This window comes from Aeromonas sp. EU05-FHT14A05, from assembly GCF_058791175.1.
Genome location: NZ_JBYTDH010000004.1, coordinates 286,612 through 311,344 on the forward strand (window position 1 = coordinate 286,612; position 24,733 = coordinate 311,344).

Annotated in this window: 23 protein-coding genes and 3 tRNA genes; 13 read left to right on the top strand and 13 right to left on the bottom strand. The window is 61.8% G+C overall.

Going from position 1 to position 24,733, the window contains the following annotated elements; translation table 11 throughout:
* Positions 1–2: 2 nt before the first annotated feature.
* The 9 genes from AC3WR3_RS08500 to lolB form a co-directional block, all read right to left on the bottom strand.
* Positions 3–77: transfer RNA gene (locus AC3WR3_RS08500), tRNA-Gln, on the bottom strand.
* 13 nt (positions 78–90) lie between these two features.
* Positions 91–167: transfer RNA gene (locus AC3WR3_RS08505), tRNA-Met, on the bottom strand.
* A 235-nt stretch (positions 168–402) separates the two neighbouring features.
* Complete coding sequence (ychF, locus tag AC3WR3_RS08510) at positions 403–1,494, bottom strand: redox-regulated ATPase YchF (RefSeq protein WP_005330171.1); 1,092 nt, start codon at positions 1,492–1,494, stop codon at positions 403–405.
* A gap of 92 nt (positions 1,495–1,586) precedes the next feature.
* Complete coding sequence (pth, locus tag AC3WR3_RS08515; protein WP_005330168.1) at positions 1,587–2,183, bottom strand: aminoacyl-tRNA hydrolase; 597 nt, start codon at positions 2,181–2,183, stop codon at positions 1,587–1,589.
* A gap of 181 nt (positions 2,184–2,364) precedes the next feature.
* Positions 2,365–4,383, bottom strand: a complete 2,019-nt coding sequence (locus AC3WR3_RS08520) for a bifunctional metallophosphatase/5'-nucleotidase (RefSeq protein WP_492291640.1) — start codon at positions 4,381–4,383, stop codon at positions 2,365–2,367.
* A gap of 96 nt (positions 4,384–4,479) precedes the next feature.
* Positions 4,480–5,427 (bottom strand): ribose-phosphate pyrophosphokinase, encoded by a 948-nt coding sequence (locus AC3WR3_RS08525; protein ID WP_139435637.1) that lies wholly within the window; start codon positions 5,425–5,427, stop codon positions 4,480–4,482.
* A 172-nt stretch (positions 5,428–5,599) separates the two neighbouring features.
* A tRNA-Gln gene (locus AC3WR3_RS08530) sits at positions 5,600–5,674 on the bottom strand.
* Positions 5,654–6,544 (bottom strand): 4-(cytidine 5'-diphospho)-2-C-methyl-D-erythritol kinase, encoded by an 891-nt coding sequence (ispE, locus tag AC3WR3_RS08535; protein ID WP_265435831.1) that lies wholly within the window; start codon positions 6,542–6,544, stop codon positions 5,654–5,656. The genes AC3WR3_RS08530 and ispE overlap by 21 nt, the downstream gene beginning before the upstream one ends.
* Complete coding sequence (gene lolB / locus AC3WR3_RS08540; protein ID WP_162519166.1) at positions 6,541–7,119, bottom strand: lipoprotein insertase outer membrane protein LolB; 579 nt, start codon at positions 7,117–7,119, stop codon at positions 6,541–6,543. The genes ispE and lolB overlap by 4 nt, the downstream gene beginning before the upstream one ends.
* A gap of 125 nt (positions 7,120–7,244) precedes the next feature.
* Here lolB and hemA point away from each other — a divergent pair, with 125 nt between their 5' ends.
* The 7 genes from hemA (at position 7,245) to AC3WR3_RS08575 (ending at position 14,201) form a co-directional block, all read left to right on the top strand.
* On the top strand, positions 7,245–8,504 hold the full coding sequence (hemA, locus tag AC3WR3_RS08545; protein WP_139435633.1) for a glutamyl-tRNA reductase: 1,260 nt from the start codon (positions 7,245–7,247) through the stop codon (positions 8,502–8,504).
* Positions 8,505–8,554: 50 nt separating this feature from the next.
* A complete protein-coding gene (gene prfA / locus AC3WR3_RS08550; RefSeq protein WP_041205238.1) occupies positions 8,555–9,643 on the top strand; it encodes a peptide chain release factor 1 in 1,089 nt (362 codons plus the stop codon).
* A 5-nt stretch (positions 9,644–9,648) separates the two neighbouring features.
* Positions 9,649–10,482 carry a peptide chain release factor N(5)-glutamine methyltransferase gene (gene prmC, locus AC3WR3_RS08555; RefSeq protein WP_342059717.1) on the top strand — a complete coding sequence of 278 codons (834 nt, stop codon included), beginning with the start codon at positions 9,649–9,651 and terminating at the stop codon, positions 10,480–10,482.
* A 42-nt stretch (positions 10,483–10,524) separates the two neighbouring features.
* A complete protein-coding gene (locus AC3WR3_RS08560; RefSeq protein WP_139435631.1) occupies positions 10,525–10,908 on the top strand; it encodes a SirB2 family protein in 384 nt (127 codons plus the stop codon).
* An 11-nt stretch (positions 10,909–10,919) separates the two neighbouring features.
* Positions 10,920–11,720 (top strand): SirB1 family protein, encoded by an 801-nt coding sequence (locus tag AC3WR3_RS08565; RefSeq protein WP_139435629.1) that lies wholly within the window; start codon positions 10,920–10,922, stop codon positions 11,718–11,720.
* A gap of 38 nt (positions 11,721–11,758) precedes the next feature.
* A complete protein-coding gene (gene kdsA / locus AC3WR3_RS08570; RefSeq protein WP_202046446.1) occupies positions 11,759–12,613 on the top strand; it encodes a 3-deoxy-8-phosphooctulonate synthase in 855 nt (284 codons plus the stop codon).
* Between the two features lie 304 nt (positions 12,614–12,917).
* Positions 12,918–14,201 carry a dicarboxylate/amino acid:cation symporter gene (locus AC3WR3_RS08575; RefSeq protein ID WP_404837995.1) on the top strand — a complete coding sequence of 428 codons (1,284 nt, stop codon included), beginning with the start codon at positions 12,918–12,920 and terminating at the stop codon, positions 14,199–14,201.
* Positions 14,202–14,308: 107 nt separating this feature from the next.
* Here the strand turns inward: AC3WR3_RS08575 and grcA are convergent, their stop codons facing one another.
* Complete coding sequence (gene grcA / locus AC3WR3_RS08580) at positions 14,309–14,689, bottom strand: autonomous glycyl radical cofactor GrcA (RefSeq protein ID WP_025326187.1); 381 nt, start codon at positions 14,687–14,689, stop codon at positions 14,309–14,311.
* A 595-nt stretch (positions 14,690–15,284) separates the two neighbouring features.
* On the opposite strand from grcA, the gene ung reads away from it, so the two are divergent.
* Entirely contained in the window at positions 15,285–15,971 is a 687-nt protein-coding gene (ung, locus tag AC3WR3_RS08585; protein ID WP_202046444.1) for a uracil-DNA glycosylase, read from the top strand.
* 154 nt (positions 15,972–16,125) lie between these two features.
* Positions 16,126–16,674: a hemerythrin domain-containing protein gene (locus AC3WR3_RS08590; RefSeq protein ID WP_202046443.1), complete on the top strand. Its 549-nt coding sequence runs from the start codon at positions 16,126–16,128 to the stop codon at positions 16,672–16,674.
* An 89-nt stretch (positions 16,675–16,763) separates the two neighbouring features.
* On the opposite strand, the gene AC3WR3_RS08595 is transcribed toward AC3WR3_RS08590, so the two are convergent.
* Both AC3WR3_RS08595 and tal read right to left on the bottom strand, forming a co-directional pair.
* The gene (locus AC3WR3_RS08595; protein ID WP_025326190.1) at positions 16,764–16,943 is read right to left on the bottom strand and encodes a DUF3545 family protein; all 180 of its coding nucleotides are present in this window, start codon (positions 16,941–16,943) and stop codon (positions 16,764–16,766) included.
* Positions 16,944–17,135: 192 nt separating this feature from the next.
* A complete protein-coding gene (tal, locus tag AC3WR3_RS08600; RefSeq protein WP_492291641.1) occupies positions 17,136–18,086 on the bottom strand; it encodes a transaldolase in 951 nt (316 codons plus the stop codon).
* A gap of 724 nt (positions 18,087–18,810) precedes the next feature.
* Between tal and AC3WR3_RS08605 the strand changes: the two genes are divergently transcribed.
* The 4 genes from AC3WR3_RS08605 to yidZ all read left to right on the top strand — a co-directional run bounded on the left by AC3WR3_RS08605 (position 18,811) and on the right by yidZ (position 24,090).
* On the top strand, positions 18,811–20,250 hold the full coding sequence (locus tag AC3WR3_RS08605; RefSeq protein ID WP_139435616.1) for an alanine/glycine:cation symporter family protein: 1,440 nt from the start codon (positions 18,811–18,813) through the stop codon (positions 20,248–20,250).
* Positions 20,251–20,479: 229 nt separating this feature from the next.
* A complete protein-coding gene (gene ampC, locus AC3WR3_RS08610) occupies positions 20,480–21,637 on the top strand; it encodes an FOX/MOX family class C beta-lactamase (protein ID WP_492291642.1) in 1,158 nt (385 codons plus the stop codon).
* Positions 21,638–21,899: 262 nt separating this feature from the next.
* Entirely contained in the window at positions 21,900–23,069 is a 1,170-nt protein-coding gene (locus tag AC3WR3_RS08615; RefSeq protein WP_492291643.1) for an MdtL family multidrug efflux MFS transporter, read from the top strand.
* A 13-nt stretch (positions 23,070–23,082) separates the two neighbouring features.
* A complete protein-coding gene (gene yidZ / locus AC3WR3_RS08620; RefSeq protein ID WP_319912777.1) occupies positions 23,083–24,090 on the top strand; it encodes an HTH-type transcriptional regulator YidZ in 1,008 nt (335 codons plus the stop codon).
* A gap of 28 nt (positions 24,091–24,118) precedes the next feature.
* Here the strand turns inward: yidZ and ruvX are convergent, their stop codons facing one another.
* Positions 24,119–24,541 (bottom strand): Holliday junction resolvase RuvX, encoded by a 423-nt coding sequence (ruvX, locus tag AC3WR3_RS08625; protein WP_025326196.1) that lies wholly within the window; start codon positions 24,539–24,541, stop codon positions 24,119–24,121.
* Positions 24,542–24,733: the final 192 nt, after the last annotated feature.

The following is a 24,733-nucleotide window of genomic DNA, read 5'->3' on the forward strand; positions in this document are numbered from 1 at the left end:
AATGGCTGGGGTACTAGGATTCGAACCTAGGGATGGCGAGATCAAAACCCGCTGCCTTACCGCTTGGCGATACCCCAACTGAATGATTAATGGTGGCTATGACGGGATTCGAACCTGTGACCCTCGCATTATGAGTGCGATGCTCTAACCAACTGAGCTACATAGCCAACCGTGCTTCCAGTGAGTCGTTGCCTCGTCACTGTGCGGCCGGAATTATGCGTATCTGGCTCTGGGGCGTCAACCCTTTTTTTGCCAGAAAAACCGAATTTGGGTGCGTTTGGCGAGTTATTGGACGCTGTCGCGCAAAAGCCCAACAATCTGGTTTTTTTTGCGACATTTGGCAGCAGATCCGCAACCTGTGCCCATAACAAAGAGGCCAGCAAATGCTGGCCTCTCATGGGGTTAGACGTTGAACAGGAAGTTCATGATATCGCCATCCTTGACGATGTAGTCTTTCCCTTCGGCGCGCATCTTGCCCGCTTCCTTGGCGCCTTGCTCACCCTTGTAGGTGATAAAGTCGTCGAAGGCGATGGTCTGGGCGCGAATAAAGCCTTTTTCAAAGTCGGTGTGGATCTTGCCCGCCGCCTGCGGGGCGGTGGCGCCGACCGGAATGGTCCAGGCGCGCACTTCCTTCACCCCGGCGGTGAAGTAGGTCTGCAGGTTCAGCAGCTCGTAACCTGAGCGGATCACCCGGTTCAGGCCCGGCTCTTCGATCCCCAGATCGGCCATGAACTCGGCGCGGTCGGCGTCGTCCAGCTCGGCGATGTCCGCCTCGATGGCGCAGCAGACCACCACCACAACGGCGTTCTCGGCGGCGGCGATTTCACGCACCTTGTCGAGGAAGGGATTGTTGTCGAAGCCATCTTCCGCCACGTTGGCGATGTACATGGTGGGTTTCAGGGTCAGGAAGTTGAGGTGGGCAACGGCCGCCAGCTCTTCCTTGTCCAGCTTCATGCCGCGGATCATCTGGCCGTTTTCCAGGGCAACCCGAATCTTTTCCAGGGTCTCCACTTCCAGCTTGGCATCCTTGTCGCCGCCCTTGGCGCGCTTGGACTGACGGTGGATGGCGCGCTCGCAGGCGTCCAGATCCGACAGGGCCAATTCGGTATTGATCACCTCGATGTCATCGGCCGGGGAGACCTTGCCCGCCACGTGGATGATGTTCTCGTCCTCGAAGCAGCGCACCACGTGACCTATGGCTTCGGTCTCGCGGATGTTGGCCAGGAACTGGTTGCCCAGACCCTCGCCCTTGGAGGCGCCCGCCACCAGACCGGCGATGTCCACGAACTCCATGGTGGTCGGCACCACGCGCTGGGGGTTGATGATGGCCGCCAGCTGGTCGAGGCGGGGATCCGGCATGGGGACCACACCCGTGTTCGGCTCAATGGTGCAGAACGGGAAGTTGGCGGCTTCGATGCCGGCCTTGGTCAGCGCATTGAACAGGGTGGATTTGCCTACATTGGGCAGGCCCACGATACCGCATTTAAAACCCATGAATTGTTACCTTACGTGATGGATGCTGTGAGGGGGCCACGCGGGCAGCCCTGTCATATTGTGCGAGCCTGACTCATATCAGGCATCTGTATTCAGACTTTCTCGGCCTTGAAGCTATGCAGCCGGTTCATTGCCTTGGTCATGTCCTGCTTGAACAGGATGTCGGTGGCGCGCAAAGACTCATCCAGTGCGGCCTCGATCAGGCTCTGTTCACTGCTGGGCGCCTTGGTCAGCACGAAACCGGCGACCAGCTCCTTGGCACCGGGATGACCTATCCCGAGGCGCAGCCGGAAGAAGTTATTGTTGTTGCCCATCCTGGCGATGATGTCTTTCAGGCCATTGTGGCCGCCGTGACCGCCGCCCTGCTTGAACTTGGCGATGCCAGGGGGCAGGTCCAGTTCGTCGTGGGCCACCAGTATCTCCTCCGGGACTATCTGGTAGAAGCGGGCCAGGGCCGCCACCGCCTTGCCGGAGAGGTTCATGTAGGTGTTCGGGATGAGCAGCCGCACATCCTGCCCCTCCACCAGGAAGCGGGCGGTGTGGCCGAAGAACTTGGGCTCTTCGCGCAGGCTGACATTGTGCCAGCGGGCTAGCTGCTCCACATACCAGGCCCCCGCGTTGTGGCGGGTCTTGGCATATTCGGGGCCGGGATTACCCAGCCCGACAATCAGTTTGATTTGATGGGTCACGCTTGATGTCTTCACTCGCTACTTGCCATGAGCGGATGGCCCGGGGCAATGGGACGCAATATTCTAGCCGCCGAGTGGCGATCACTCAACCAAAGCTCGGCGAGCGGGGGGAATAACCCGGGAACCGGGTGCCAACGATCGCCAAAACGGGCCTGGTCAGGCCCGTTTCTGACGCAGCGGCTCAAGGGGCGTCGGCTTGACCGGCACGCAGCAGGGTCACCGTCTCTTCATCCAGGGCGGTCACCAGGGGGCGGGCATGACGCACATAGTCCACGAACGAGGCTGCGTCTGTGCCGCAATCCACCTTGGCCGCCTTGCAGTCGAGGGCCTTGCCCGGCCCATAGACGGCGCTGAGCTGTTCGCCACGCTGTGCCACTGCCAGCACCGGGAAGGCGGTCAGCTGGCCCGCGACCCAGGCGAGATCCACCCGCTCGGCATTCTGATTCTCTGGACTGTGGCGCTGGGCCCGTGCCAGGGCCTGCCAGCCGTCGTTGCCGTTGGCGCTGTAGGCGTTGGTCACCACCCGGTAGCGCTTTGTATCCACCAGATCCTGCCACTGACCCTCGGCCGTTTTCCACTGCAGGCGGGTCAGCTGGCCCGCCTTGCCTGCGTCGGTCTCCTGGAAGCTGTAACGCAGGTGGCCGCCATAGGGGAACTTGCCCGCATGAGCGCTGGCGGGCAGGGTGGCGGTGATGGTCTCGGTCAGCAGAGCCCGCACCTCGGCGCCGGAGAGGGTCAGCACGGTGAGCGGGTTCTTGAACGGCAGCAGGCTGAGGGCCGCCTCCCCTTCACGCAGTTCACCGGCGGGCAAGTCGGCACGCACGCCCCCCACCGCCAGCAGGGCGAAGTCGACCGGGCCGCCAGTCAGGGCCTGCACCTGCGGGGTGTTGGCCCAAAAGTATTGGCCTTCCGCCACCAGGGGCGCGGCGTCGGAGCCGTGGTGGTCACTGCCGTTGTCGCCAGGGCGGCGGGCATTTTGCAACGGCTCGGGAAGGGTGCCGATGACGGGGCCGTAGGCCTGCTCCAGCGCCGGTTTGTAGTGGCTGTCGATGATGCCGCGCAGGCGCGGATCCTCATCCACCGTCACCAGGTTGGGCTGGGCGTCGATGAACTTGCCGGCCTGCTGGCTGCGGGTCTTGTCCAGCGTCTGCTGGCGGGCCGGATCGGCGAAGAAGTCGCGGCTGGCCAGCAGCTGGTTCTGACCCTTGCAGGCGATGACCCGGCCCTGGGCATCGAAGCTGACCCGGGCAAGACCGATGGCCTGGGCGTAGGATCCCGCCTGCACCACGCAGGTCAGGCCGACGCCGTCCGGATTGGTGACCAGCGCCGCATATTCCCCCGTCTTGCCCCAGCCGATGTTGCGAAAATCACCGAGCAGGCTGTGGGAGTGGCCGCCGACGATGGCATCGATGCCATTCACCTTGGCCGCCAGCGCCAGATCCCGGGCGTTGCCGATGTGGGTGAGGGCGACGATCCGGTTGATCCCTCTGGCCTGCAGCAGGTCGACCGTGGCCTGGGCCGAGGTCACCTCCTTGGCAAAGCGCAGCTTGCCGACGTTGGGGGAGATGTTGGCCATGTCCTCCAGCACCAGCCCGACGACGGCGACCAGCTGCTTGTCTGCGGGCAGATGGTCGAGATCGGTGACCGGGCTCTTCTGGTTGCCATCGAAGGCATAGACCACGAAGGGCTTGAGGTTGCTGGCCTGGCTCAGATCCGGATCGTCGCGGCTGTCCAGATTGGCGGCCAGCACCGGGAAGTTCACCCCCTGGATGAAGCGGGCCAGCTTCTGGTTGTCGAGATCGAACTCGTGGTTGCCAAGGGCCATGGCATCCAGGCCGAACTGGCTCAGCAGCTCGGCATTGGCCATCCCCTCGTTGAGCTTGAAGTAGCCGCTGCCCTGCCAGGCATCGCCGCCGTGCAGCAGCAGTATCGGCTGGTTCTTGGCGAGCGCCTCGGCCTGGAAGGCTTTCGTCATGGTGAGCAGGCGCGGATAACCGCCGAGGCGGGTGTAGAGGGTGTCGGTTTTCCCCTGTTTGCCGAAGAGGGGCCCCTTCAGCTCGGCATTGACCGGGTCGAACTGGGAGTGGGTGTCGTTCATGTGTGCCAGGGTCAGGGTGAAGGGCGGATCCTGCTGGCCGGTCAGGCAGGCAGAGAGCAGGGCGCACAGCGGGAGGAGAGTGAGGAGACGCAAGCACTTCATGGGGACATCCTTTACCTGCGGGGGCAGGGCATTACATTGACCAGGCTTGAAAAAACAAAAACCGCCAGTTGGCGGTTTTTGTCACAACGGGGTCTATCAATGCTCAAACATGGCAGAGATGGACTCTTCGTTGCTGATACGACGGATGGCCTCGGCCAGCACGGAGGAGAGGGTCAGCTGCTTGACCTTGCCGACGGCTTTCATCTCCGCGGTGAGCGGGATGGAGTCGGTGATGATCAGCTCGTCGATGACCGAGTTCTTGATGTTCTCCACTGCGGTGCCGGAGAAGACCGGGTGGGTCGCATAGGCGAACACGCGCTTGGCACCGCGCTCTTTCAGCGCTTCTGCGGCCTTGCACAGGGTGCCGCCGGTATCGATCATGTCGTCGACGATGACGCAGTCACGGCCAGCCACGTCACCGATCAGGTGCATGACCTGGGAGACGTTCGGACGGGGACGACGCTTGTCGATGATGGCGATGTCGGTGTCGTCCAGCAGCTTGGCGATGGCACGGGCACGGACCACGCCGCCGATGTCCGGCGAAACGACCACGGGGGATTCGAGGTTCTTGGACTTCATGTCTTCCAGCAGCACAGGGCTGCCGAACACGTTGTCTACGGGGACATCGAAGAAGCCCTGGATTTGCTCGGCATGCAGGTCAACGGTCAGCACGCGATCCACACCCACGCTGGAGAGGAAGTCGGCGACGACCTTGGCGGTGATGGGCACACGGGCGGAGCGGACGCGGCGGTCCTGACGGGCATAACCAAAGTAGGGAATAACGGCAGTGATACGGCCAGCTGAAGCACGACGCAGTGCATCCACCATGACGATCAATTCCATCAAATTGTCGTTGGTCGGGGCACAGGTGGATTGAATGATGAAGATATCGCCACCGCGTACATTCTCATTGATCTGTACGCTGATCTCGCCGTCGCTAAAGCGACCTACGGCAGCATTGCCGAGTTTGATAAACAGGCGATCTGCGATCTTCTGGGCTAGTTCCGGCGTTGCGTTACCAGCAAACAGCTTCATGTCAGGCACGGTTTGAAACCTCGGGGTTGCATCCAGTATGTGGGGAGTCTGATTCAGACCCGTATCGTTTGGGGGCAAACGATTTATCAAGATAACGGACAAGGTCTCTGGAAGTTCATGGTGGCGCCGGATTACCCGGGTGGACGGCAGAGCCACCACCTCAGGCGCCATTATGTCAGATTGGCTGGGGTACTAGGATTCGAACCTAGGAATGGCGAGATCAAAACCCGCTGCCTTACCGCTTGGCGATACCCCAATCACTGACTTGTTGCAAAGTGACGAAGAGTGGTGATATGTTCTCGCCCTTGGCGACAAACCCATCCCAGCCTTCCGGCACCCTTGCCAACACCTTCCGAGCAGCCACTTCGTCTTCAAATTGAGCAAAGACGCAGGCGCCAGTGCCCGTCATTCTTGACGGCGCGTATTCTAGCAACCAGCCGAGCGCATTGGCAACCTCGGGGTGGCGCTTTTTCACCAGCAATTCGCAATCGTTTTTCCACACCCCTTCCAGCAGGTTGTGCAATGTCATCCTGGGGGTGTCGCGGGGCAGCTCGGGATCCTGAAACACCGCCGCCGTTGCCACATGGCAATCGGGCTTGAGCACCAGATACCAGGCGCTCGGCAGCTCCACCGGTTGCAGCTTCTCGCCGACCCCTTCTGCAAACGCGGCCCGGCCGCGCACGAACACAGGCACGTCGGCCCCCAGCTGCACGCCGAGCTGTGCCAGCTCCTCTTCGCCGAGCCCCGCCTGCCAGAGATGATTCAGCGCCACCAGCGTGGTGGCGGCGTCAGACGAGCCGCCGCCGATACCGCCCCCCATGGGCAACACCTTCTCCAGCCGGATATGGGCCCCCATCGGGCTTGGCAGCCTGGCCTGCAACAGGCGGGCGGCCCGGATGATGAGGTTCTGTTCATCCGGCACCCCGGGGATGGCCGGGCTCAGGGTGAGCAGGTCAGTATCGGCGAGCGGCTCGAATTCCAGCCAGTCGCCGTGATTGAGGAAGATGAACAGGGTCTGCAGCTCGTGATAGCCGTCGGGACGGCGGCCGTTGACGTGCAGGAACAGATTGAGCTTGGCCGGTGCCGGCCAGCGGATCGGCGCCTGCCGGATGGTATCCTGCATCATGGCGCCAGGGTCCATTGGTTGATCTGCAACTTGAGGCGGCTGCCCTGGCCCGTCATGGTCAGCAGGTGCGGCAGCCGGTAGTTGTCCTGATCCCGGTAGTCCCCATAGACGATCTGCCACTGGCCGTCGCGCACCGAGGCCAGGCTGGCGTCGGGGTTGAGCTCGAATTCGGCCTGGCCCGGCAGCCCCTTGATCCACTCTGGCAACCCGGCGACCGGAATATTCCAGCCGGTGAGTTGATAGACGAGGGCCTCGGCATCCTGGCTCTGATGCACCTTGCCCTCGTTGTCGGTCAGGGTGATCTCCCCCTTGCTGCGGGAGAGTTCCAGGATATGGGTGCCGATCAGGCTGGTGAGGTTGAGGCGATAGTCATCGCCGTTCTGCTGCCAGTTGAGGCGGGCGCTGCCCTTCTGGCGCGCCGTGATGATGGCCATCTTGCCCGACAGCTCCCAGTGGGTCAGCTGCTCGAGACGGGCCCGTTCCTGCTGCCAGTTGACCTGATCTCGCTGGGGTTGAGTGGTGGTACAGCCGGCCAGTACCAGCAGGCAGGCGAGGGAGAAGATACGCAACAACAAGGTCGTGCTCCGGATAAGAGATTTGCCACAGTATAAGGGGCGGCCGTATTGCTTTTAAAGACTTACCCTTTCTCGTACAATTGTCGGCCTTCATACCCTGTGCACGAAACGATCATCACCCACCCATGAGTCTGCTTGCCCTCGGAATCAACCACAACACCGCCAGTGTCGCCTTGCGGGAACGGGTCGCATTTGGCCCGGACTGCATCGATCGCGCCTTGCGTGAGCTGGTGGAGCAGCCCGGCGTCAGCGAGGCGGTGATCGTCTCCACCTGCAATCGCACCGAGCTGTACTGCAGTCTGGAGCAAGGGCAGGGGGAGCAGGTGCTGAGCTGGCTGCAGCGGTTCCACGCGCTGGAGGCGAGCGAGGTGCTCTCCGCCATCTACCGCCACCAGGACGAGGAGGCGGTGCGCCACCTGATGCGGGTGGCCTGCGGGCTCGACTCCCTGGTGCTGGGAGAGCCGCAGATCCTGGGGCAGATCAAGCAGTCCTACGCCCACGCCCAGCAGGCGGAAGCGGTGAAGGGTTCCCTCGAGCGCCTGTTCCAGAAATCCTTCTCGGTGGCGAAACGGGTGCGTACCGACACCGAGATCGGCGCCAGTGCGGTCTCGGTGGCCTTCGCCGCCGTGAGCCTGGCCCGCCGCATCTTCTCCGATCTCTCCCAGACCAAGGTGCTGCTGGTGGGGGCGGGCGAGACCATAGAGCTCGTCGCTCGGCATCTGCGCGAGCAGAGCGTCACCCAGATGATGGTGGCGAACCGCACCCTGCAGCGGGCCCAGCTGCTGGCCGAGGAGTTCGGCGCCCAGGTGATGACCCTCGAAGAGATCCCGGACTACCTGCACGAGGCGGACATCGTCATCAGCTCCACCGCCAGCCCCCTGCCCATCATCGGCAAGGGCATGGTGGAGCGCGCCCTCAAGGCCCGCCGCTTCAGGCCCATGTTCCTGGTGGACATCGCCGTGCCCCGCGACATCGAAGCCGAGGTGGACGAGCTCTCTGACGCCTATCTCTACACGGTGGACGATCTGCAGGGCATCATCGAGCAGAACCTCGAGACCCGCAAGCGGGCGGCCGCCGAGGCGGAGCTCATCGTGCAGGAAGAGCGCGACGACTTCATGGGCTGGTATCGCAGCCAGCACTCGGTGGATCTCATTCGCGATTACCGCCACCAAGCCCAGCAGGTGGCGGATGAAGAGTTGCAGCGTGCCCTGCTGGCCCTGCAACAGGGCGAGAATGCCGAGCAGGCGCTCAAGGCCCTGGCCCACCGCCTCACCAACAAGTTGATCCACGCACCGACCCAGGCCCTGCGCCAGGCCGCCGCCCAGGGGGACAGCCACAAGCTGTCCCAGCTGCGCCAGGTGCTGGGGTTGTCACAAGAGTCATAGTTTGGGGGTGGCCAGCCGGCTGCCCCTCCTCCATCGAGAACACAAGATTTATGAACCCGTCATTGATCAGAAAGCTGGAAGGCCTCATCGAGCGCCACGAAGAAGTACAGGCCCTGCTCGGGGAGCCCGGGGTCGCCTCGGATCAGGACAGATACCGTGCCCTGACCCGGGAATATGCCCAGCTCGAAGACATAGTGCACGCCTTCCAGCGCTTCCGTCAGGCCGAGGAGAACCTCGAGACCACCAAGATGATGCTGGAAGAGGACGACGCCGACCTGCGCGAAATGGCGCAGGAGGAGCTGCCGCTCGCCAAGGCGACCTTCGAGGAGCAGGAGCAGGCGCTGCAGGTGATGCTGCTGCCGCGCGACCCCAAGGATGACAACAACTGCTATCTCGAGATCCGTGCCGGCGCCGGTGGCGACGAGGCGGCCATCTTCGCGGGGGATCTGTTCCGCATGTACTCCCGTTACGCCGAGCGCCAGGGCTGGCGCGTCTCCATCGTCAGCTGCAACGACGGCGAGCACGGTGGCTACAAGGAGGTGATTGCCAAGGTGGACGGCGAGCACGTCTACGGCCGCCTCAAGTTCGAGTCCGGCGGCCACCGGGTGCAACGGGTGCCCGAGACCGAATCCCAGGGCCGGGTGCACACCTCCGCCTGTACCGTGGCCGTGCTGCCGGAAGTGCCGGAAGCCGAACAGATCGAGATCAACCCCTCAGAGCTGAAGATCGACACCTTCCGCGCCTCCGGGGCCGGTGGTCAGCACGTCAACAAGACCGACTCCGCCATCCGCATCACCCACCTGCCCACCGGGCTGGTGGTGGAGTGCCAGGATGAGCGCTCCCAGCACAAGAACCGCGCCAAGGCGATGTCGGTGCTCTCGGCCCGCCTGCAGGCGGCCGAGGACGAGCGTCACCGTGCCGCCGAGCAGAGCACCCGCCGCAACCTGGTGGGCTCCGGCGATCGCTCCGAGCGCATCCGCACCTACAACTACCCCCAGGGTCGCCTCTCCGAGCACCGCATCAACCTCACCCTCTATCGGCTGGGGGAGATCCTCGAAGGGGATCTGGATTGCGTCATCACGCCCCTGGTGCAGGAATACCAGGCGGATCAGCTCGCCTCCCTGGCCGAGAGCAACTAATGCCCATGCAGATCCAGCAGGCTCGTGCCCACATCATGGCGACCCTGGCTTTTGGGGAATCCCCCCGTGCCGACGCCGATGCGCTGCTCTGCCATCTGCTGGGTTGCCGGCGCAGCTACCTGATGACCTGGCCGGAGCGCGAGCTCGATGCCGCCCAGCAGGCCACCCTGCAAGGGTGGCTTGACCGTCGGCTGGCCGGTGAACCCATAGCCCACCTCATCGGCGAGCGGGAGTTCTGGTCCCTGCCGCTGAAGGTGAGCCCGGCCACCCTGATCCCGCGCCCGGACACCGAGGTGCTGGTAGAGCAGGCGCTGGCGCGCTTGCCGGCCGGCCCCTGTGCCCTGCTGGATCTCGGCACCGGCACCGGCGCCATCGCGCTGGCGCTCAAGTCAGAGCGGCCCGATGCCGATGTATGGGCGGTGGATCGGATGCCGGACGCCGCCGCCCTGGCCCGCGCCAACAGCGCCGCCCTGGGGTTGCCCATCGCAGTGCGGGACGGCAGCTGGTTTGCGCCCCTGGCGGATGCACCGCGTTTTGCGATGATCGTCTCCAATCCGCCCTATATCGACGGGGCTGATCCTCATCTCGACGAGGGGGACGTGCGCTTCGAGCCGCGCTCCGCCCTGGTGGCGGACGAGCAGGGACTGGCGGACATTCGCCTGATAGTCGCCGGTGCCCCCGCCCATCTGTGCCCGGGGGGCTGGCTCCTGCTGGAACACGGCTGGGAGCAGGGAGCCGCGGTGCGTCAGCTTCTGCTGCAACAGGGCTACTGCCAGGTGGAAACCGTGCGGGATTATGGGGATAACGAGCGGGTGACCCTGGGTCGTCTGGCGCCGTGATGATGACGGGCGGAACTGTCCGCCCCTGTGCAAGGAAATCATATGTATGTTGCTCTCAAGCATCTGCACCTCACCCTGATTGTCGGGGCCGTGCTGATGTTCATGCTGCGCTTTTACTGGGCCCAAACCGGCTCCATTCATGCCCGTAACGGCCGGGTGCTGCAGGCCAGCGGCTGGCTCAATGGCCTGGTGGTGCTCTCCGGCGTGCTGCTGTGCATGGTGCTGGATCTCAATCCCCTCAACAACGGGATCCCCTGGCTCAGCGAGAAGCTGAGCGCCGTGCTGGCGGTGGCCTTCCTCGGCATGATGGCGCTGCGCCTGGCGCGCAGCAACAGCATCCGCTGGTTTGCCTTCCTGGGCGCCCTGGGGTGGATCTTCTTTATCGCCAAGCTGGCGGTGCAAAAGCAGGCCAACCTGTTCGGTTAGGGATGACGACGATGATACGTGTGGATGAGTGGACCGACTTCGAGGCCCACGACCTGGCCGAGCTGGCGCTGTCTGTGAGCGACGAGATCCTGGGCCATGGCGGCGCGGGAGAGGCCGAGCTGGCCCGCCTCGATAGCTGGCTGGACGAGGCCATAGTCGAAGGGGACTGTGACGAGGTGCGCCGTCAGCTGTTGCAGGGCTTCTACCAGACCCTGGGGTTTCGGGGCGACTGGCAGGATTACTTCTCTGCCGCCAACTGCGACCTGAACCAGGTGCTGGTGCAGCGCAAGGGCATACCGGTGAGCCTTGGCATCCTCATCATCCAGCTGGGCCGCAAGATTGGCCTGGATGTGGAGGGGATCTGCTTCCCGGGCCATTTCCTGGTGAGCTTCGCCGGCCTGGAGGGGGAGGTCTATGTGGACCCCTTCAACGGGGACGAGCTGAGCCTGCACCGCATCGAGCTGCTGCTGCGCGGGGCCCTCGGCAACCTGGCGACCTTGAGCGATGACCATTTGCAGCCTGCGGGACAGTGGGAGATCATCGAACGCCTGCTCAACGTCAGCAAGGGGGCCCTGCTGCGAGAGGAGCGCATGGCCGAGGCGCTGCGCACCAGCGAGCTGCTGCTGCGCATGAAGCCCGGCGATCCGCTGGAGACGCGGGATAGGGGCTTCATCTACGAGCAGCTCGACTGCCCCCGTTTCGCCGCCGACGATTTTGAATACTTTATTGAACAATGCCCGGACGATCCTGTGGCCGACGTGCTGAAAACCCAGCTGGCCAGCCTGGATCTTAGCCCCAAGCCCCTCCATTGAGGGCCTCTGGGGAAGCCCTTTCACTTAAGGATGCTGAGATGGAACAGAAGAATATCAAGATCAACGCGATCGACGTCGCCAACGACAAGCCCTTCGTGCTGTTCGGTGGCATGAACGTGCTGGAATCCCGCGACATGGCGATGGCGGTGTGCGAGAAGTACGTGGAAGTGACCAGCAAGCTGGGCATACCATTCGTGTTCAAGGCGAGCTGGGACAAGGCGAACCGCTCCTCCATCCACTCCTACCGCGGCCCGGGTCTGGAAGAGGGGATGAAGATCTTCCAGGAGCTCAAGGCGACCTTCGGCATGCCGGTCATCTCCGATCTGCACGAGCCCCATCAAGCCAAGCCGGTGGCGGAAGTGGTGGATGTCATCCAGCTGCCCGCCTTCCTGGCACGCCAGACCGATCTGGTGGAGGCCATGGCCCGCACCGGCAACGTCATCAACATCAAGAAGCCGCAGTTCCTGAGCCCGAGCCAGATGAAGAACATCACCGACAAGTTCGAGGAGTGCGGCAACGATCGCCTGATCCTGTGCGAGCGCGGTGCCAGCTTCGGCTACGACAACCTGGTGGTGGACATGCTGGGCCTTGGCGTAATGAAGAAGAGCACCGGCGGCTACCCCGTCATCTTCGACGTGACCCACTCCCTGCAGTGCCGCGACCCGCTGGGGGCCGCCTCCGGTGGTCGCCGCGAGCAGGTGACCGAGCTGGCCCGTGCCGGCATGGCAGTCGGTCTGGCGGGTCTCTTTATCGAATCCCACCCGGATCCCAAGGTCGCCCGCTGCGACGGCCCGAGCGCCCTGCCGCTGGAGAAGCTGGAAGGCTTCCTCAAGCAGATGAAGGCCATCGACGATCTCATCAAGGGCTTCGAGCCCCTGGATACCTCCGTCTGATCCAGCACGCCGGTCGAGTGATGCCAAATGCCCCGCCATGCGGGGCATTTTTTTATCCAACATGTTTTCATTGAGCTCCCAAATGCATCACCGACCAAATATATCAAGGTTGCCGTGGTGTTAATGATGTTAAATATGTTGTGTGATTAATGTCTCTTAATTGCTTCTTATAACGTGTGAAAGTGGCGCCGTTGCGATGACGAAATAGCATGACGCCGGCGAGAGAAGGATATTTTCTCGTGAAGGCTCCCTGCATGCCTATTTCTGCCATATGAGCTGTCAATTAATTAACAGGACGTTAATCATGCACAAGAAAGTATTCAGCAGCCTTTATTTCCAGGTGCTGCTTGCGATCACCCTGGGGGTATTTCTGGGACATGTCTATCCCGACCTCGGGGCTGATATGAAGCCGCTGGGTGATGGCTTCGTGAAATTAATCAAGATGATCATTGCCCCCGTTATTTTCTGCACCGTGGTGACCGGCATCGCCGGCATGGAGAGCATGAAAGCGGTGGGGAAAACCGGTGCCATCGCGCTGCTCTACTTTGAAGTGGTGAGCACCATAGCCCTGGTGATCGGGCTGTGCGTGGTCAACCTGCTGCAACCCGGGGTCGGCATGAACGTGGATCCCGCCACGCTGGATGCCAGCACCATCTCGGCCTATGCCGAGCAAGCCAAGTCCCAGGGCATCATCGCCTTCCTGCTTGACGTGATCCCGGGCAGCGTGATCGGCGCCTTTGCCAGCGGCAACATTCTTCAGGTGTTGCTGTTTGCGGTGCTGTTTGGCTTCTCCCTGCATCATATCGGCGAGAAGGGGAAACTGGTCTTCAATATGATAGACAGCTTCTCCCAGGTTATTTTCGGCATCATCAACATGATCATGAAATTGGCACCGGTTGGCGCCTTTGGTGCCATGGCGTTTACCATAGGAAAATATGGTATCGGCTCCCTGGTCCAGCTCGGTCAGTTAATTGCCTGCTTCTATGTGACCTGTCTGCTATTCATCTTCATGGTGCTGGGCAGCATTGCCAGGGCAAATGGTTTCAGCATAGTGCGCTTTATTTCCTACATCCGGGAAGAGCTGCTGATCGTGCTGGGCACCTCCTCTTCCGAATCCGTATTGCCGCGCATGCTGGTGAAGATGGAGGCGCTCGGCTGCAAGAAGTCGGTGGTGGGCCTGGTGATCCCGACCGGTTACTCCTTCAACCTGGATGGCACCTCCATCTACCTGACCATGGCGGCCGTCTTCATCGCCCAGGCGACCAATACGCCGCTGGATCTGTTCCAGCAGCTCACCCTGCTGGTGGTGCTGCTCATCTCCTCCAAGGGGGCGGCCGGGGTCACCGGCAGCGGCTTCATCGTGCTGGCGGCCACCATCTCGGCGGTGGGGCACCTGCCGCTCGCCGGACTGGCGCTGATCCTGGGGATAGATCGCTTCATGTCCGAGGCGCGGGCCCTGACCAACCTCATCGGCAACGGTGTGGCGACCCTGGTGGTGGCGCGCTACTGCGATCAGCTCGACGAGCAGAAGATGAACGAGGTGCTCGCCAACCCGGTCAAGGGGCTGAAGGTCGACCAGCACGGATAGCCGGCAGGCGCGGTCTGCGAGGTGAGGATGGGCAGGCACAGTGGCTTGCCCATAAAAAAACGGCCCGAGTGGGCCGTTTTTCATGGTGCAGATGACCGCAGAGCGACTTACAGGCTCTGGGTGAAGGTGCGGGTGACCACATCACGCTGCTGTTCCGGGGTCAGGGCGTTGAAACGCACTGCGTAGCCGGACACGCGGATGGTGAGCTGCGGGTATTTCTCCGGATTGGCGATGGCGTCTTCCAGGGTCTCGCGGCGCAGCACGTTGACGTTCAGGTGTTGACCACCCTCGACCACGGGTTCGGTCTGGACCGGCAGTTCACGGTATTCGAACTGGCCCAGATCGGACAGTGCGACTTCCTGATCGGCGACGAAGCTGTCGCCCTTGGCGCAGATGCAGCGAGCCTGCTGCTTCTCTTCATCCAGCAGCCAGAAAGAGTTCAGCAGTGCGGCGTTGGCGGACTGGGTGATTTGGATGCCCTTGATCATGGTATGACTCCTCATAGGAAAGCGGATTCAACGGTAAGCACATTACCCTGATGTTTTTAAACCACCTTGGTGACGGGATGATTTAACGGGGCCTTGCCTTACACCTTTACTTCGTTGGGGTCATATATATCACGATGGTAATAATACGAAAATTGATCCAAATCAATAAATGCGCGATTTGCGCGCGAGAAAAGGGATTAATTCATTGAGATTAATCAAAAAGAGATCATTTTTATGATTCCGTAAGATATATGAATTATGCATTTTTTATTGTGTATATCTAGTAATTTAACTACACCTTTAGCCGTTATTCTCTTTATAAGGTCAGGGCTGGGCGTTTTATCAGGTCAGGGGGGGCGCCGCTGGATGGCCGGGGGCGCGGCCGCCAGGGCGCCGATGGCTGAGGCCATCGACCGTCATCTCGATAGCCAGGGTGCCAGGGGAAAGAGGGCACCGGGATGCAGGTGTGGCCATCTCCTTGAGCCGAGTCGCGGTTGCGTCTTGCTGCCCGGCCCCCTATCCTGAGCCCCTTGCGGCATTCATCGAGGATATCGGGGTGCCAGAGGCAGTGGATTCACAGAGAGAGGAGACTGGCGTGCTGACCTGGAAGGACGTGATCGGTTCTGAGAAAGAGCAGGACTATTTCAAGGCAACCCTGGCGACCGTCAGGGAGGAGCGGGAAGCGGGCAAGGTGATCTACCCCCCGGCCACCGAGGTGTTCAATGCCTTCAAGTTGACCGAGCTGGACAGCGTCAAGGTGGTGATCCTGGGGCAAGACCCCTATCACGGGCCGAGTCAGGCGCACGGCCTCTGCTTCTCCGTGCTGCCTGGGGTGCGCACTCCCCCCTCTCTGGTCAACATCTACAAGGAGATGCAGCGGGATCTGCCGGGTTTTGTCACACCCGGTCACGGTTATCTGGAGTCCTGGGCCACCCAGGGGGTGTTGCTGCTCAATACGGTGCTGACGGTGCAGGCGGGCATGGCCCACTCCCATGCCCACCTGGGCTGGGAGACCTTCACCGACAGGGTCATCGAGCGGATCAACTCCCACTGCCAGGGGGTGGTCTTCCTGCTGTGGGGAGCCCATGCCCAGAAGAAGGGGCGCTTCATCGACAGGCAGCGTCACCATGTGCTGACGGCTCCCCATCCCAGCCCATTGTCCGCTCACCGCGGCTTCATCGGCTGCGGCCACTTCTCCGAGGCAAACCGCCTGCTGGTGCAGCAGGGGATGAGCCCCATCGACTGGCTCTCGGTCTGCCATGACCAGCCCGTGCCGGCCTGACCGTCTTCCCGCCCAGGGCACGCAGGCCTGCCCGCTGGTCTGCACCGCCGGGGCGGGGATTGTCTGCAACTGATTTGATTGAGTGCAAAGTTCGGGTAATAAATGACCGTATACTCGAGACAGTCTCTTTTTCAATTCAGCGCAAGGAGTGCTCATGTTATCCAGTCTCCATAAGGACCACCTCAACATCGCCAGGCTGCTGACGCTGCTCAAGCACAAGCTGGCAGCCATCCGCAATGAGCAGCCGGTGAGCTATTTCCTGCTCCGGGACGTGGTGGACTACTTGCGGGAGGTCTCCGACAAGTTCCATCACCCCAAGGAAGACATGATCTATGACTACTACCTGAAGTACAGGGTGGTGGAGGGGGAGGTCGCCAACCGGCTGCATGAGGAGCACGCCCGCCTGCTGGTGGCCGGCACCGAGCTCAAGGAGATGGTGGAGATGATACTGATGGACGCCGTCATTCCGCTTGAGCAGTTCACAGCCAAGCTGGAGCAGTTCATCGAGCAGCAGGAGGCCCACATGAACTACGAGGAAGGGGTCATCTTCCCCCATCTGCGTGACTCCCTGACCGAGGATGACTGGCGCCACCTGGAGCAGCTCTGGCAGAACAGGGCCATCAATGATCCCCTGTTCGGGGCCGAGGTGAGCCAGCACTTCCAGGCGCTGGCCAAGCAGCTCTCGCTGCCCCCCTCATCCTGAAATGGCAGGCGGACCAAAAAACGACGCCCCGGCTTGGCCGGGGCGTCTTGTTTTACTGTGTCGACGGGTCTGTGCCGCCATCGGCGACGCTACAGCTCCAGTTCTTCCGAACCTTCATAGGCGATGTCGATGGCTTGCAGCTCCTTCTGCAGGCGGTGCTTGTCTTTAAGCGCCTCTATCTCACGCCATTTGCGTTTCTTTCCCGTTGTCCCGCGGCTACGTGAACCCAGCTCAACGACCTCGTCAAAATCGAAGTTGAACATGTCCATGGCTCCCTCCTTGGTTTTATGGTTTTCACCATTCGTATAACACGACGCATTTGAAAATAAAACGTTTTTATGACCAGGTTGTGACAATCGGGAGGGTGGATAAAAAAAACCGGGCTGCCCTGTCGGGAGCCCGGTTTTATCGGCGCAACCCCTCCTGTGGAGGGGCTGGCCGAGATGGCTTAGGCCGTCTTTTTACAGGCGGCTGGCCAGCATGGTTTCCAGCTTGCCCTGATCGATGGCGAACATGCGGATGCCTTCGCCCAGCTTCTCGTGAGCCATGGCGTCCTGGTTCAGTTCCCAGCGGAACTGCGCTTCGGTCATCGGAGTCGGTTTGGCCTTGCGCTCGCCGGTGTAGTCCAGCTTGCGAACCACGGCGCCTTCGGTCTTGCTCAGCTCTTCCAGCAGGGCAGGGCCTATGGTCAGGCGGTCACAGCCGGCCAGCTCCAGGATCTCGCCGGTGTTGCGGAAGCTCGCACCCATCACCACGGTCGGGTAGTCGTGCTGCTTGTAGTAGTCGTAGATGGCGGTGACGGAGACCACGCCCGGATCTTCGCTCGCGGTGTAGTCACGGTTGTGCTTGGCCTTGTACCAGTCGAGGATGCGGCCCACGAACGGGGAGATCAGGAAGGCGCCGGCTTCGGCACAGGCACGGGCCTGGGCGAAGGAGAACAGCAGGGTCAGGTTGCACTGGATGCCCTCTTTCTCCAGCACTTCGGCTGCACGGATCCCTTCCCAGGTGGAGGCCAGCTTGATCAGGATGCGATCGTTGCTGATGCCGGATTCGTTGTAGAGGCGGATCAGCTTGCGTGCCTTGGCGATGCTGGCGTCGGTGTCGAAGGAGAGACGGGCATCCACCTCGGTGGAGATGCGGCCCGGGACGATTTTCAGGATTTCCAGACCTATGTTGACCGCCAGCTTGTCGCCCGCGTCGATGATTTGCTGTGCCTTGTCCTGGCTCTGGGACTTGGCCCAGTTGATGGCGTCTTCGATCAGAGCCGCGTACTCGGGGATCTCGGATGCCTTCAACACCAGGGAGGGGTTGGTGGTGGCATCGATGGGCTGGTAGCGCTTGATGGCTTCGATGTCGCCGGTGTCGGCAACTACCGTGGTCAGGGCTTTCAGCTGGGTTAATTTATCGGCCATAGCAAATATCATCTCTATATGAGGGAGCAATCCCAGGGGTTGCGGGCGTGAGACGGCCGTTCTGAAATAAAATTACAAAATCCCGGCGACTCAGGCTCAGAAAAGCACGATGGGGGTGGCCCATCGCCACTGCCTGCCTAATTAATACGGATGTGGCGCTTCCTGCAATAGGGAGCCTTGTACGTGAATCATCCAGGTGGCGGGAAGGGGGGGAGTGACAGGAGGAAAGTGTCTGATAAAAAACGACTTTTACTTATCTTTTGGCAACGTCCGCCGGCCGGCACAAAAGCAACTTTTTTAGTTGATTCTTCAATTTGTGCAGTAGGTCACACAAATACTCTTGTCAGCTACTTGAAATTTAATTACGTGTAAAACGTTTGGCGCGATCAGCCCCTGGCTGGGCGACATCAAAGGCAAACGCTTGTCTTCCCGCGGCCCGTCAAGGCATCTGCTTTTGCAGCCATAGGCATATCGACAAACGAGCCCCTTTCGGGTCTTGTTTGTCGACTGTAGCAGCGCACATCAAGTTTTGTTGATTATTTGCGTGCTAAATGAAGCTTTTTTGCATCAAATCGCTCGTTTTTTGTCTTTCCAGTGAACCTAATCACTATTCTGAATCCCCTCCCTATGCTAGATTCCGCCCCTTCGGCGCAATGCTAATTCGGAAATTGACAGAGAGCGGTCAGCGCAGACTGACCATGGATGTGATAACAACGAGAGAATTATGGACACCTTGATTGCAATGATTAACGACCTGATGTGGGGAGCCGTGCTCATTTACCTGCTGATCGGGGTCGGACTCTTCTTTACTTTCCGCCTGGGGTTTATCCAGATCCGCCACTTCGGCCACATGTTCTCGGTACTGCGCAATAGCCGCAAATCCGACAGTGCCGGCATCTCCTCCTTCCAGGCCCTGTGTACCAGCCTGGCCGCCCGTGTGGGCACCGGCAACCTGGCCGGCGTGGCCGTCGCCATCTATCTGGGTGGCCCGGGCGCCATCTTCTGGATGTGGCTGATCGCCTTTATCGGCATGGCGACGGCGTTTGTGGAAAGCACCCTGGCCCAGCTCTACAAGGTCAAGGACGAAGACGGCAACTACCGTGGCGGCCCCGCCTACTACATGGAACGCGGCCTCGGCATGCGCTGGATGGGGGTGGTCTTCTCCCTCTGTCTGCTGCTGGCCTTCGGTCTGGTGTTCAATGCGGTGCAGGCCAACTCCATCAGCCTGGCCATGAACGTCGCCTTCGGCATCCCTGACTGGGTCAGCGGACTTGCCCTGGTGGTGCTGTCCGGTCTCATCATCTTCGGCGGCATCCGTGGCATCGCCCGCTTCGCCGAACTGGTGGTGCCCTTCATGGCGCTGGCCTACATATTGATGGCGCTGTTCGTGGTGGCCATGAACATCAGCGAGCTGCCCGGGGTCTTTGTCCTCATCATCAAGTCTGCCTTCGGCATCGAGCAGGCGGGGTCCGGCGCCATGGGTTACGCCATCTCCCAGGCGATGATCAACGGCATCAAGCGCGGTCTCTTCTCCAATGAAGCCGGTATGGGCTCTGCCCCCAACGCCGCCGCGACCGCGACCCCCTATCCGCCGCACCCGGCGTCCCAGGGCTATGTGCAGATGCTGGGGGTCTTCCTCGACACCATCGTCATCTGTACCTGTACTGCCGCCATCATACTGATGTCAGGCCAGTTCGAGCCGGGCTCCGGCGTGACCGGGGTCGAGCTGACCCAGCGTGCGCTCTCCTCCCAGGTCGGTGGCGGTGGCAACATCTTCATCGCGGCGGCCATCTTCTTCTTCGCCTTCACCTCCATAGTGGCGAACTACTCCTACGCCGAGACCAACCTGGTGTTCCTGGAGCACAACCACAAGGGCGGCCTGATGCTGTTCCGGATGTTCGTGCTGGGCATGGTGATGTTCGGCTCCGTGGGCGAGCTGCCGACCGTGTGGGCCCTGGCGGATGTCTCCATGGGGCTGATGGCCATCGTCAACCTGATCGCCATACTGCTGCTCTCCGGTGTCGCCATCAAGCTGGCCAAGGACTACAACGACCAGCTCAAGGTGGGTCGCGTCCCCACCTTCGATGCCAACAAGTACCCCGAGCTGCGCAGTCAGCTGGAAGAGGGGATCTGGGACAACCCGCCCAAGAGCAAGCAGGCCTGAGTCCTGGGTTGATCCGGTTGGATAATGAAAGAGGGGAGCCATGGGCTCCCCTCTTCTATATGGACTTGTGCCTGCCCGAGGCGGTGGCATGGGATGGCTGGACTGCCTCCTTGGCAACAACGACGAGACTTCACGCCACTTCACATCCAGCACACCTTGACCCGTTATGCTGGCCCCACAGCTCGTCGCTGGTGCGGCGATCCCAAACAACCGAGAGGATGAAATAACCATGCAACAACAGGTGCGGATGACATTGCTGACGGCGGGCACGCTGCTCTGGACCGGTCTGGCGCAGGCCACGGCGGCTCCCCAGGGCGATCCCCTGCGCCCCCTGGTGGATGCCAGCATCCGGCCCGTGCTCAAGGAGCACAGGATCCCGGGCATGGCGGTGGCCGTGCTGAAGGATGGCAAGGCCCACTACTTCAACTACGGGGTGGCGAACCGGGAGAGCGGGGCCCGTGTCAGCGAGCAGACCCTGTTCGAGATAGGCTCGGTCAGCAAGACCTTTACGGCAACGCTTGGGGCCTACGCCGTGGTCAAGGGCGGCTTCCAGCTCGATGACAGGGTGAGCCAGCACGCCCCCTGGCTCAAAGGTTCCGCCTTCGACGGCATCACCATGGCCGAGCTCGCGACCTACAGCGCCGGGGGCCTGCCGCTGCAATTCCCCGACGAGGTGGATTCCACCGACAAGATGCGCGCCTACTATCGCCAGTGGACGCCAGCCTACCCGGCGGGCACCCATCGCCAGTACTCCAACCCCAGCATCGGTCTGTTCGGTCATCTCGCGGCCCAGAGCCTGGAGCAACCCTTTGAGCAGCTGATGAGCCAGACCCTGCTGCCCAGGCTTGGTCTCGAACACACCTATCTCAAGGTGCCCGCCGCGGCCATGGGGCACTACGCCTATGGCTACTCGAAAGAGGACAAGCCCATCCGGGTCAACCCGGGCATCCTGGCGGACGAGGCCTATGGCATCAAGACCAGCTCGGCGGATCTGCTGGCCTTTGTCGGCGCCAACATCACAGGCGGTGGCGACGAGGCGATGCAGCAGGCGATTGCCCTGACTCACAAGGGGCTTTACTCGGTGGGCGCCATGACCCAGGGGCTCGGCTGGGAGAGCTACCCCTATCCCGTCAGCGAAGCGGCGCTGCTGGCGGGCAACTCCCCGGCGGTGAGCTTCAAGGCCAATCCGGTCAGCCCCGTTGCCGGGTCCCGGAAGACGGGGGAGGCGCGGCTCTACAACAAGACAGGCGCGACCAACGGCTTCGGTGCCTACGTGGCCTTCGTGCCCGCGAAGGGCGTCGGCATCGTCATGCTGGCCAATCGCAACTATCCGAACGAGGCCCGTGTCAAGGCGGCCCACGCCATCCTGAGCAAGCTGACGGAGTGAGGGTTCGGCCCCGTTGATTGAGGTGAGTACGCCGGGACAGCCCGGCGTACTTTGTGGTGCTGCCCGGCACTGTCACGCCTAGGCGAATGGCTCCAATGGCCTGCCCCTCGCCACTGGATTTCCAAACTGGAATCTACCGTTCGCCATCTCTTCACTCGATGCGATCGGTGCCCCCTCCTATAGTGCTGCCCATATTCATCCTGTCCCCCATGCTCATGCCATCGACGGTCTGAGTGGGCGGGCCCTTCGCAATGGAGCATCCATGGGCATTTTCCTGCTGTGCACTTTCCTGATGATCATCCTCTACCCGCTCGGGATCGATCTCTATCTGGTGGCCGTGCCCCAGATTGCCGACACCCTGCAGGCGAGCGAGGCGCAGATCCACACCGCATTCTCCATCTACCTGTTCGGCATGGCGGCCACAGTGCTGCTGGGGGGGATCATTGCGGATCGCCATGGCCGGCGCTGGGTAGTGCTGGGGGGCGCCCTCATCTTTGTCATCGCCTCCCTGGTGGCGGCCAATGCGACCGGGATCCGCCAGTTCTACCTCGGTCGTTTCTGGCAGGGTGCCGGGGCGGGGGCGCTCTACATCATGACCTTTACCGTGCTGCGGGATGTGCTGAGCCAGGGGCGGCTGGCCATGGCGCTCTCCATGATCAACGGGGTGATCTGCGTCATCCCGGTGCTGGCGCCGGTGCTCGGTTATCTCATCCTGTCGCATTTTGATTGGCGCGGGATCTTCGTGGCGATGGCGCTGGTGGCCGCCGTCAGCGGCCTGGTCAACCTGCTGCTGCTCAGGGAGACCCGCCCGGCCCGCCAGCAGAGTGGCGCGACCCGGCCCTTTGCCCTGCTGGGCTCCCCGCACTTCATGCTGCACTCGCTGCTGACCAGTGCCAGCGTCACCGCCATCCTGGTCTATGTGAGCGTCTCGCCGCTGATCCTGATGCAGGGGCTTGGCTTCACCACCGAGCAGTACGCCCTGGTGATGATGGTGATGGCCGGGGTGAGCATGTCCGCCTCCTTCCTGACACCGTTGCTGCTGCGCTGGCAGGGCAAGCAGAGGGTGCTGGCGCTCTCCCATCTGGCCTACCTGCTGGCGGCCTGCCTCCTGCTCGGCAACTGGCAGCTGGGGGACGACGTCCGCTTGCTGCTGCCGGGTTTTGCCCTGGTCTGCATCGGCTTCTCCTGCGGTTTCGGGGTGGCGATGGGGGAGGCGTTGGCGGAGTGTCGGCACCAGGCGGCATTTGCCAGCGCCCTGCTCTGCATCATGCAGATCAGCCTCTCCGGCCTCTATATCTGGCTGCTGGGCCAGCTTGGCATTACCCCATCCGGGATGCTGATCTCTGCCCTGCTGTTGACCCTGCTCAGTTACCTGGCCGTCAAAGGGCTGTTACCATGGCTCGCGCTGCGCGAAGCGCGGTCGCGGGGATAAGGGGAGAGGAAAGATGCGCAACCTGGGTGAACTGGATTTGAACCTGCTGGTGGTCTTCAAGCACCTGATGCAGGAGCGCAGCGTGTCAGGGGCGGCCAAGAAGCTCTGCGTCACCCCCTCGACGGTGAGCAAGGCGCTCGCCAAGCTGCGGGACTGGTTTGACGATCCCCTCCTGGTGCGGGTGCGGCAGGGGCTGCAGCCGACCCAGCTCTCCCTGACCCTGGAGGAGGAGCTCAAGGCCTGGTTCCTGCTGACAGGCAGCATCACTGCTCTCAACAGCGAGGCGATCCCCGAGGGGGCCCGCTTCAGTCTGGTGATGGAGTCCCCCTTTGGCATCAGCTTCCTGAGCGAGTTGCCCATGACCATCTACCAGAAGTACCCCCACTCTGTGGTCAGGATGCTGGGGTGGGATCACCACTCCCTCAACGACATAGTCAACGGGGATGCGGATCTCGGCTTCTGCGCCCGGGAGACCCATGGTCGCTCCCAGGCCAGGGTCAACCGGCTGCCCTATTACATCGATCACGAGGTGCTGTTCACCGATCGCCCCGTGGTGTTCCTGCGCAAGGATCACCCCCTGCTCGGGCGGACGTGGTCGCTGGAGAACTTTCTGGCCTGTCCCCAGATAAGCGTGGTGTGGGAGGCCAGCGACAGCTGGGCGCTGGACGATCTGCTGGAGGATGAGGGGCAGAGGCGGGAGGTGCCCATCATGGTCGAGAGCTTCGAGCAGGCCCTGCACATCGCCTCCCAGTCGAGTCACGAACTGATCGCCGTGGCGCCCTCCTATTGTGCTGGCTATGCCGCCAGTCACCACGGCAACCTGATCGCCATGCCCCTGCCGCTCCCTGAGGCACTCTATGTACAACTGGAGATAGCCTTCATCCTGCTGTGGCACAAACGCCATAACCAGGATGCCAAGGTGATGTGGCTGCGCAATGAGACGAAGCGGCTCTATGGCCAGGCGGCGCAGGGACTGGCCCTGTTCCCGTGGGACGGGGGAGAGGCGGCAGGAGATGCCTGATGCAGGAGGCCTGGCCGGCCCCCCGGGTTCAACCGTATTGCTCTTCCATCCAGGCTTCGACGATTAGCTGGGCGGAGACCCCGTCCACGCTGCCCTTGTCCAGCGCCTTGTAGCCGCCGCGCTCGAACAGGCGGGCGCGGGCATCCGTGGTGGTGAGCCGCTCGTCCTTGAACTCCACCGGCTTGCCGAAGCGGCCATGGAGGCGGTTGCCGAACTTGCGGGCACGCACCGTGATCTCCTGATCCGTGCCATCCATGTTCAGCGGCAGGCCGACGATGAGCAGATCCGGCTGCCACTCCTTGAGCAACTTTTCAATCTCGTCCCAGTTGGGAATGCCGTCGTTGGCCTTGAGGGAACGAAGGGGTTGGGCCGTGCCCGTGAGCTCCTGGCCGATGGCGACGCCAATGCTCTTGGTGCCGTAGTCAAAGCCCATGATGCTGCGTGATGACATGGATGTCCTCGAAAAAAGATGAATAAAAAGATGTCGTATCCCCTCACCCTAGCCCTCTCCCAAAGGGAGAGGGAACCGATCGAGGTTATGCTCGCTCGAATCTGGATAACGCCGTTTTAGCTGACAGGTTGCCGCAGATATATCCGAAACATGCCGATTTGCCTCCTTCTCCCCTCGCGGGAGAAGGGCTGG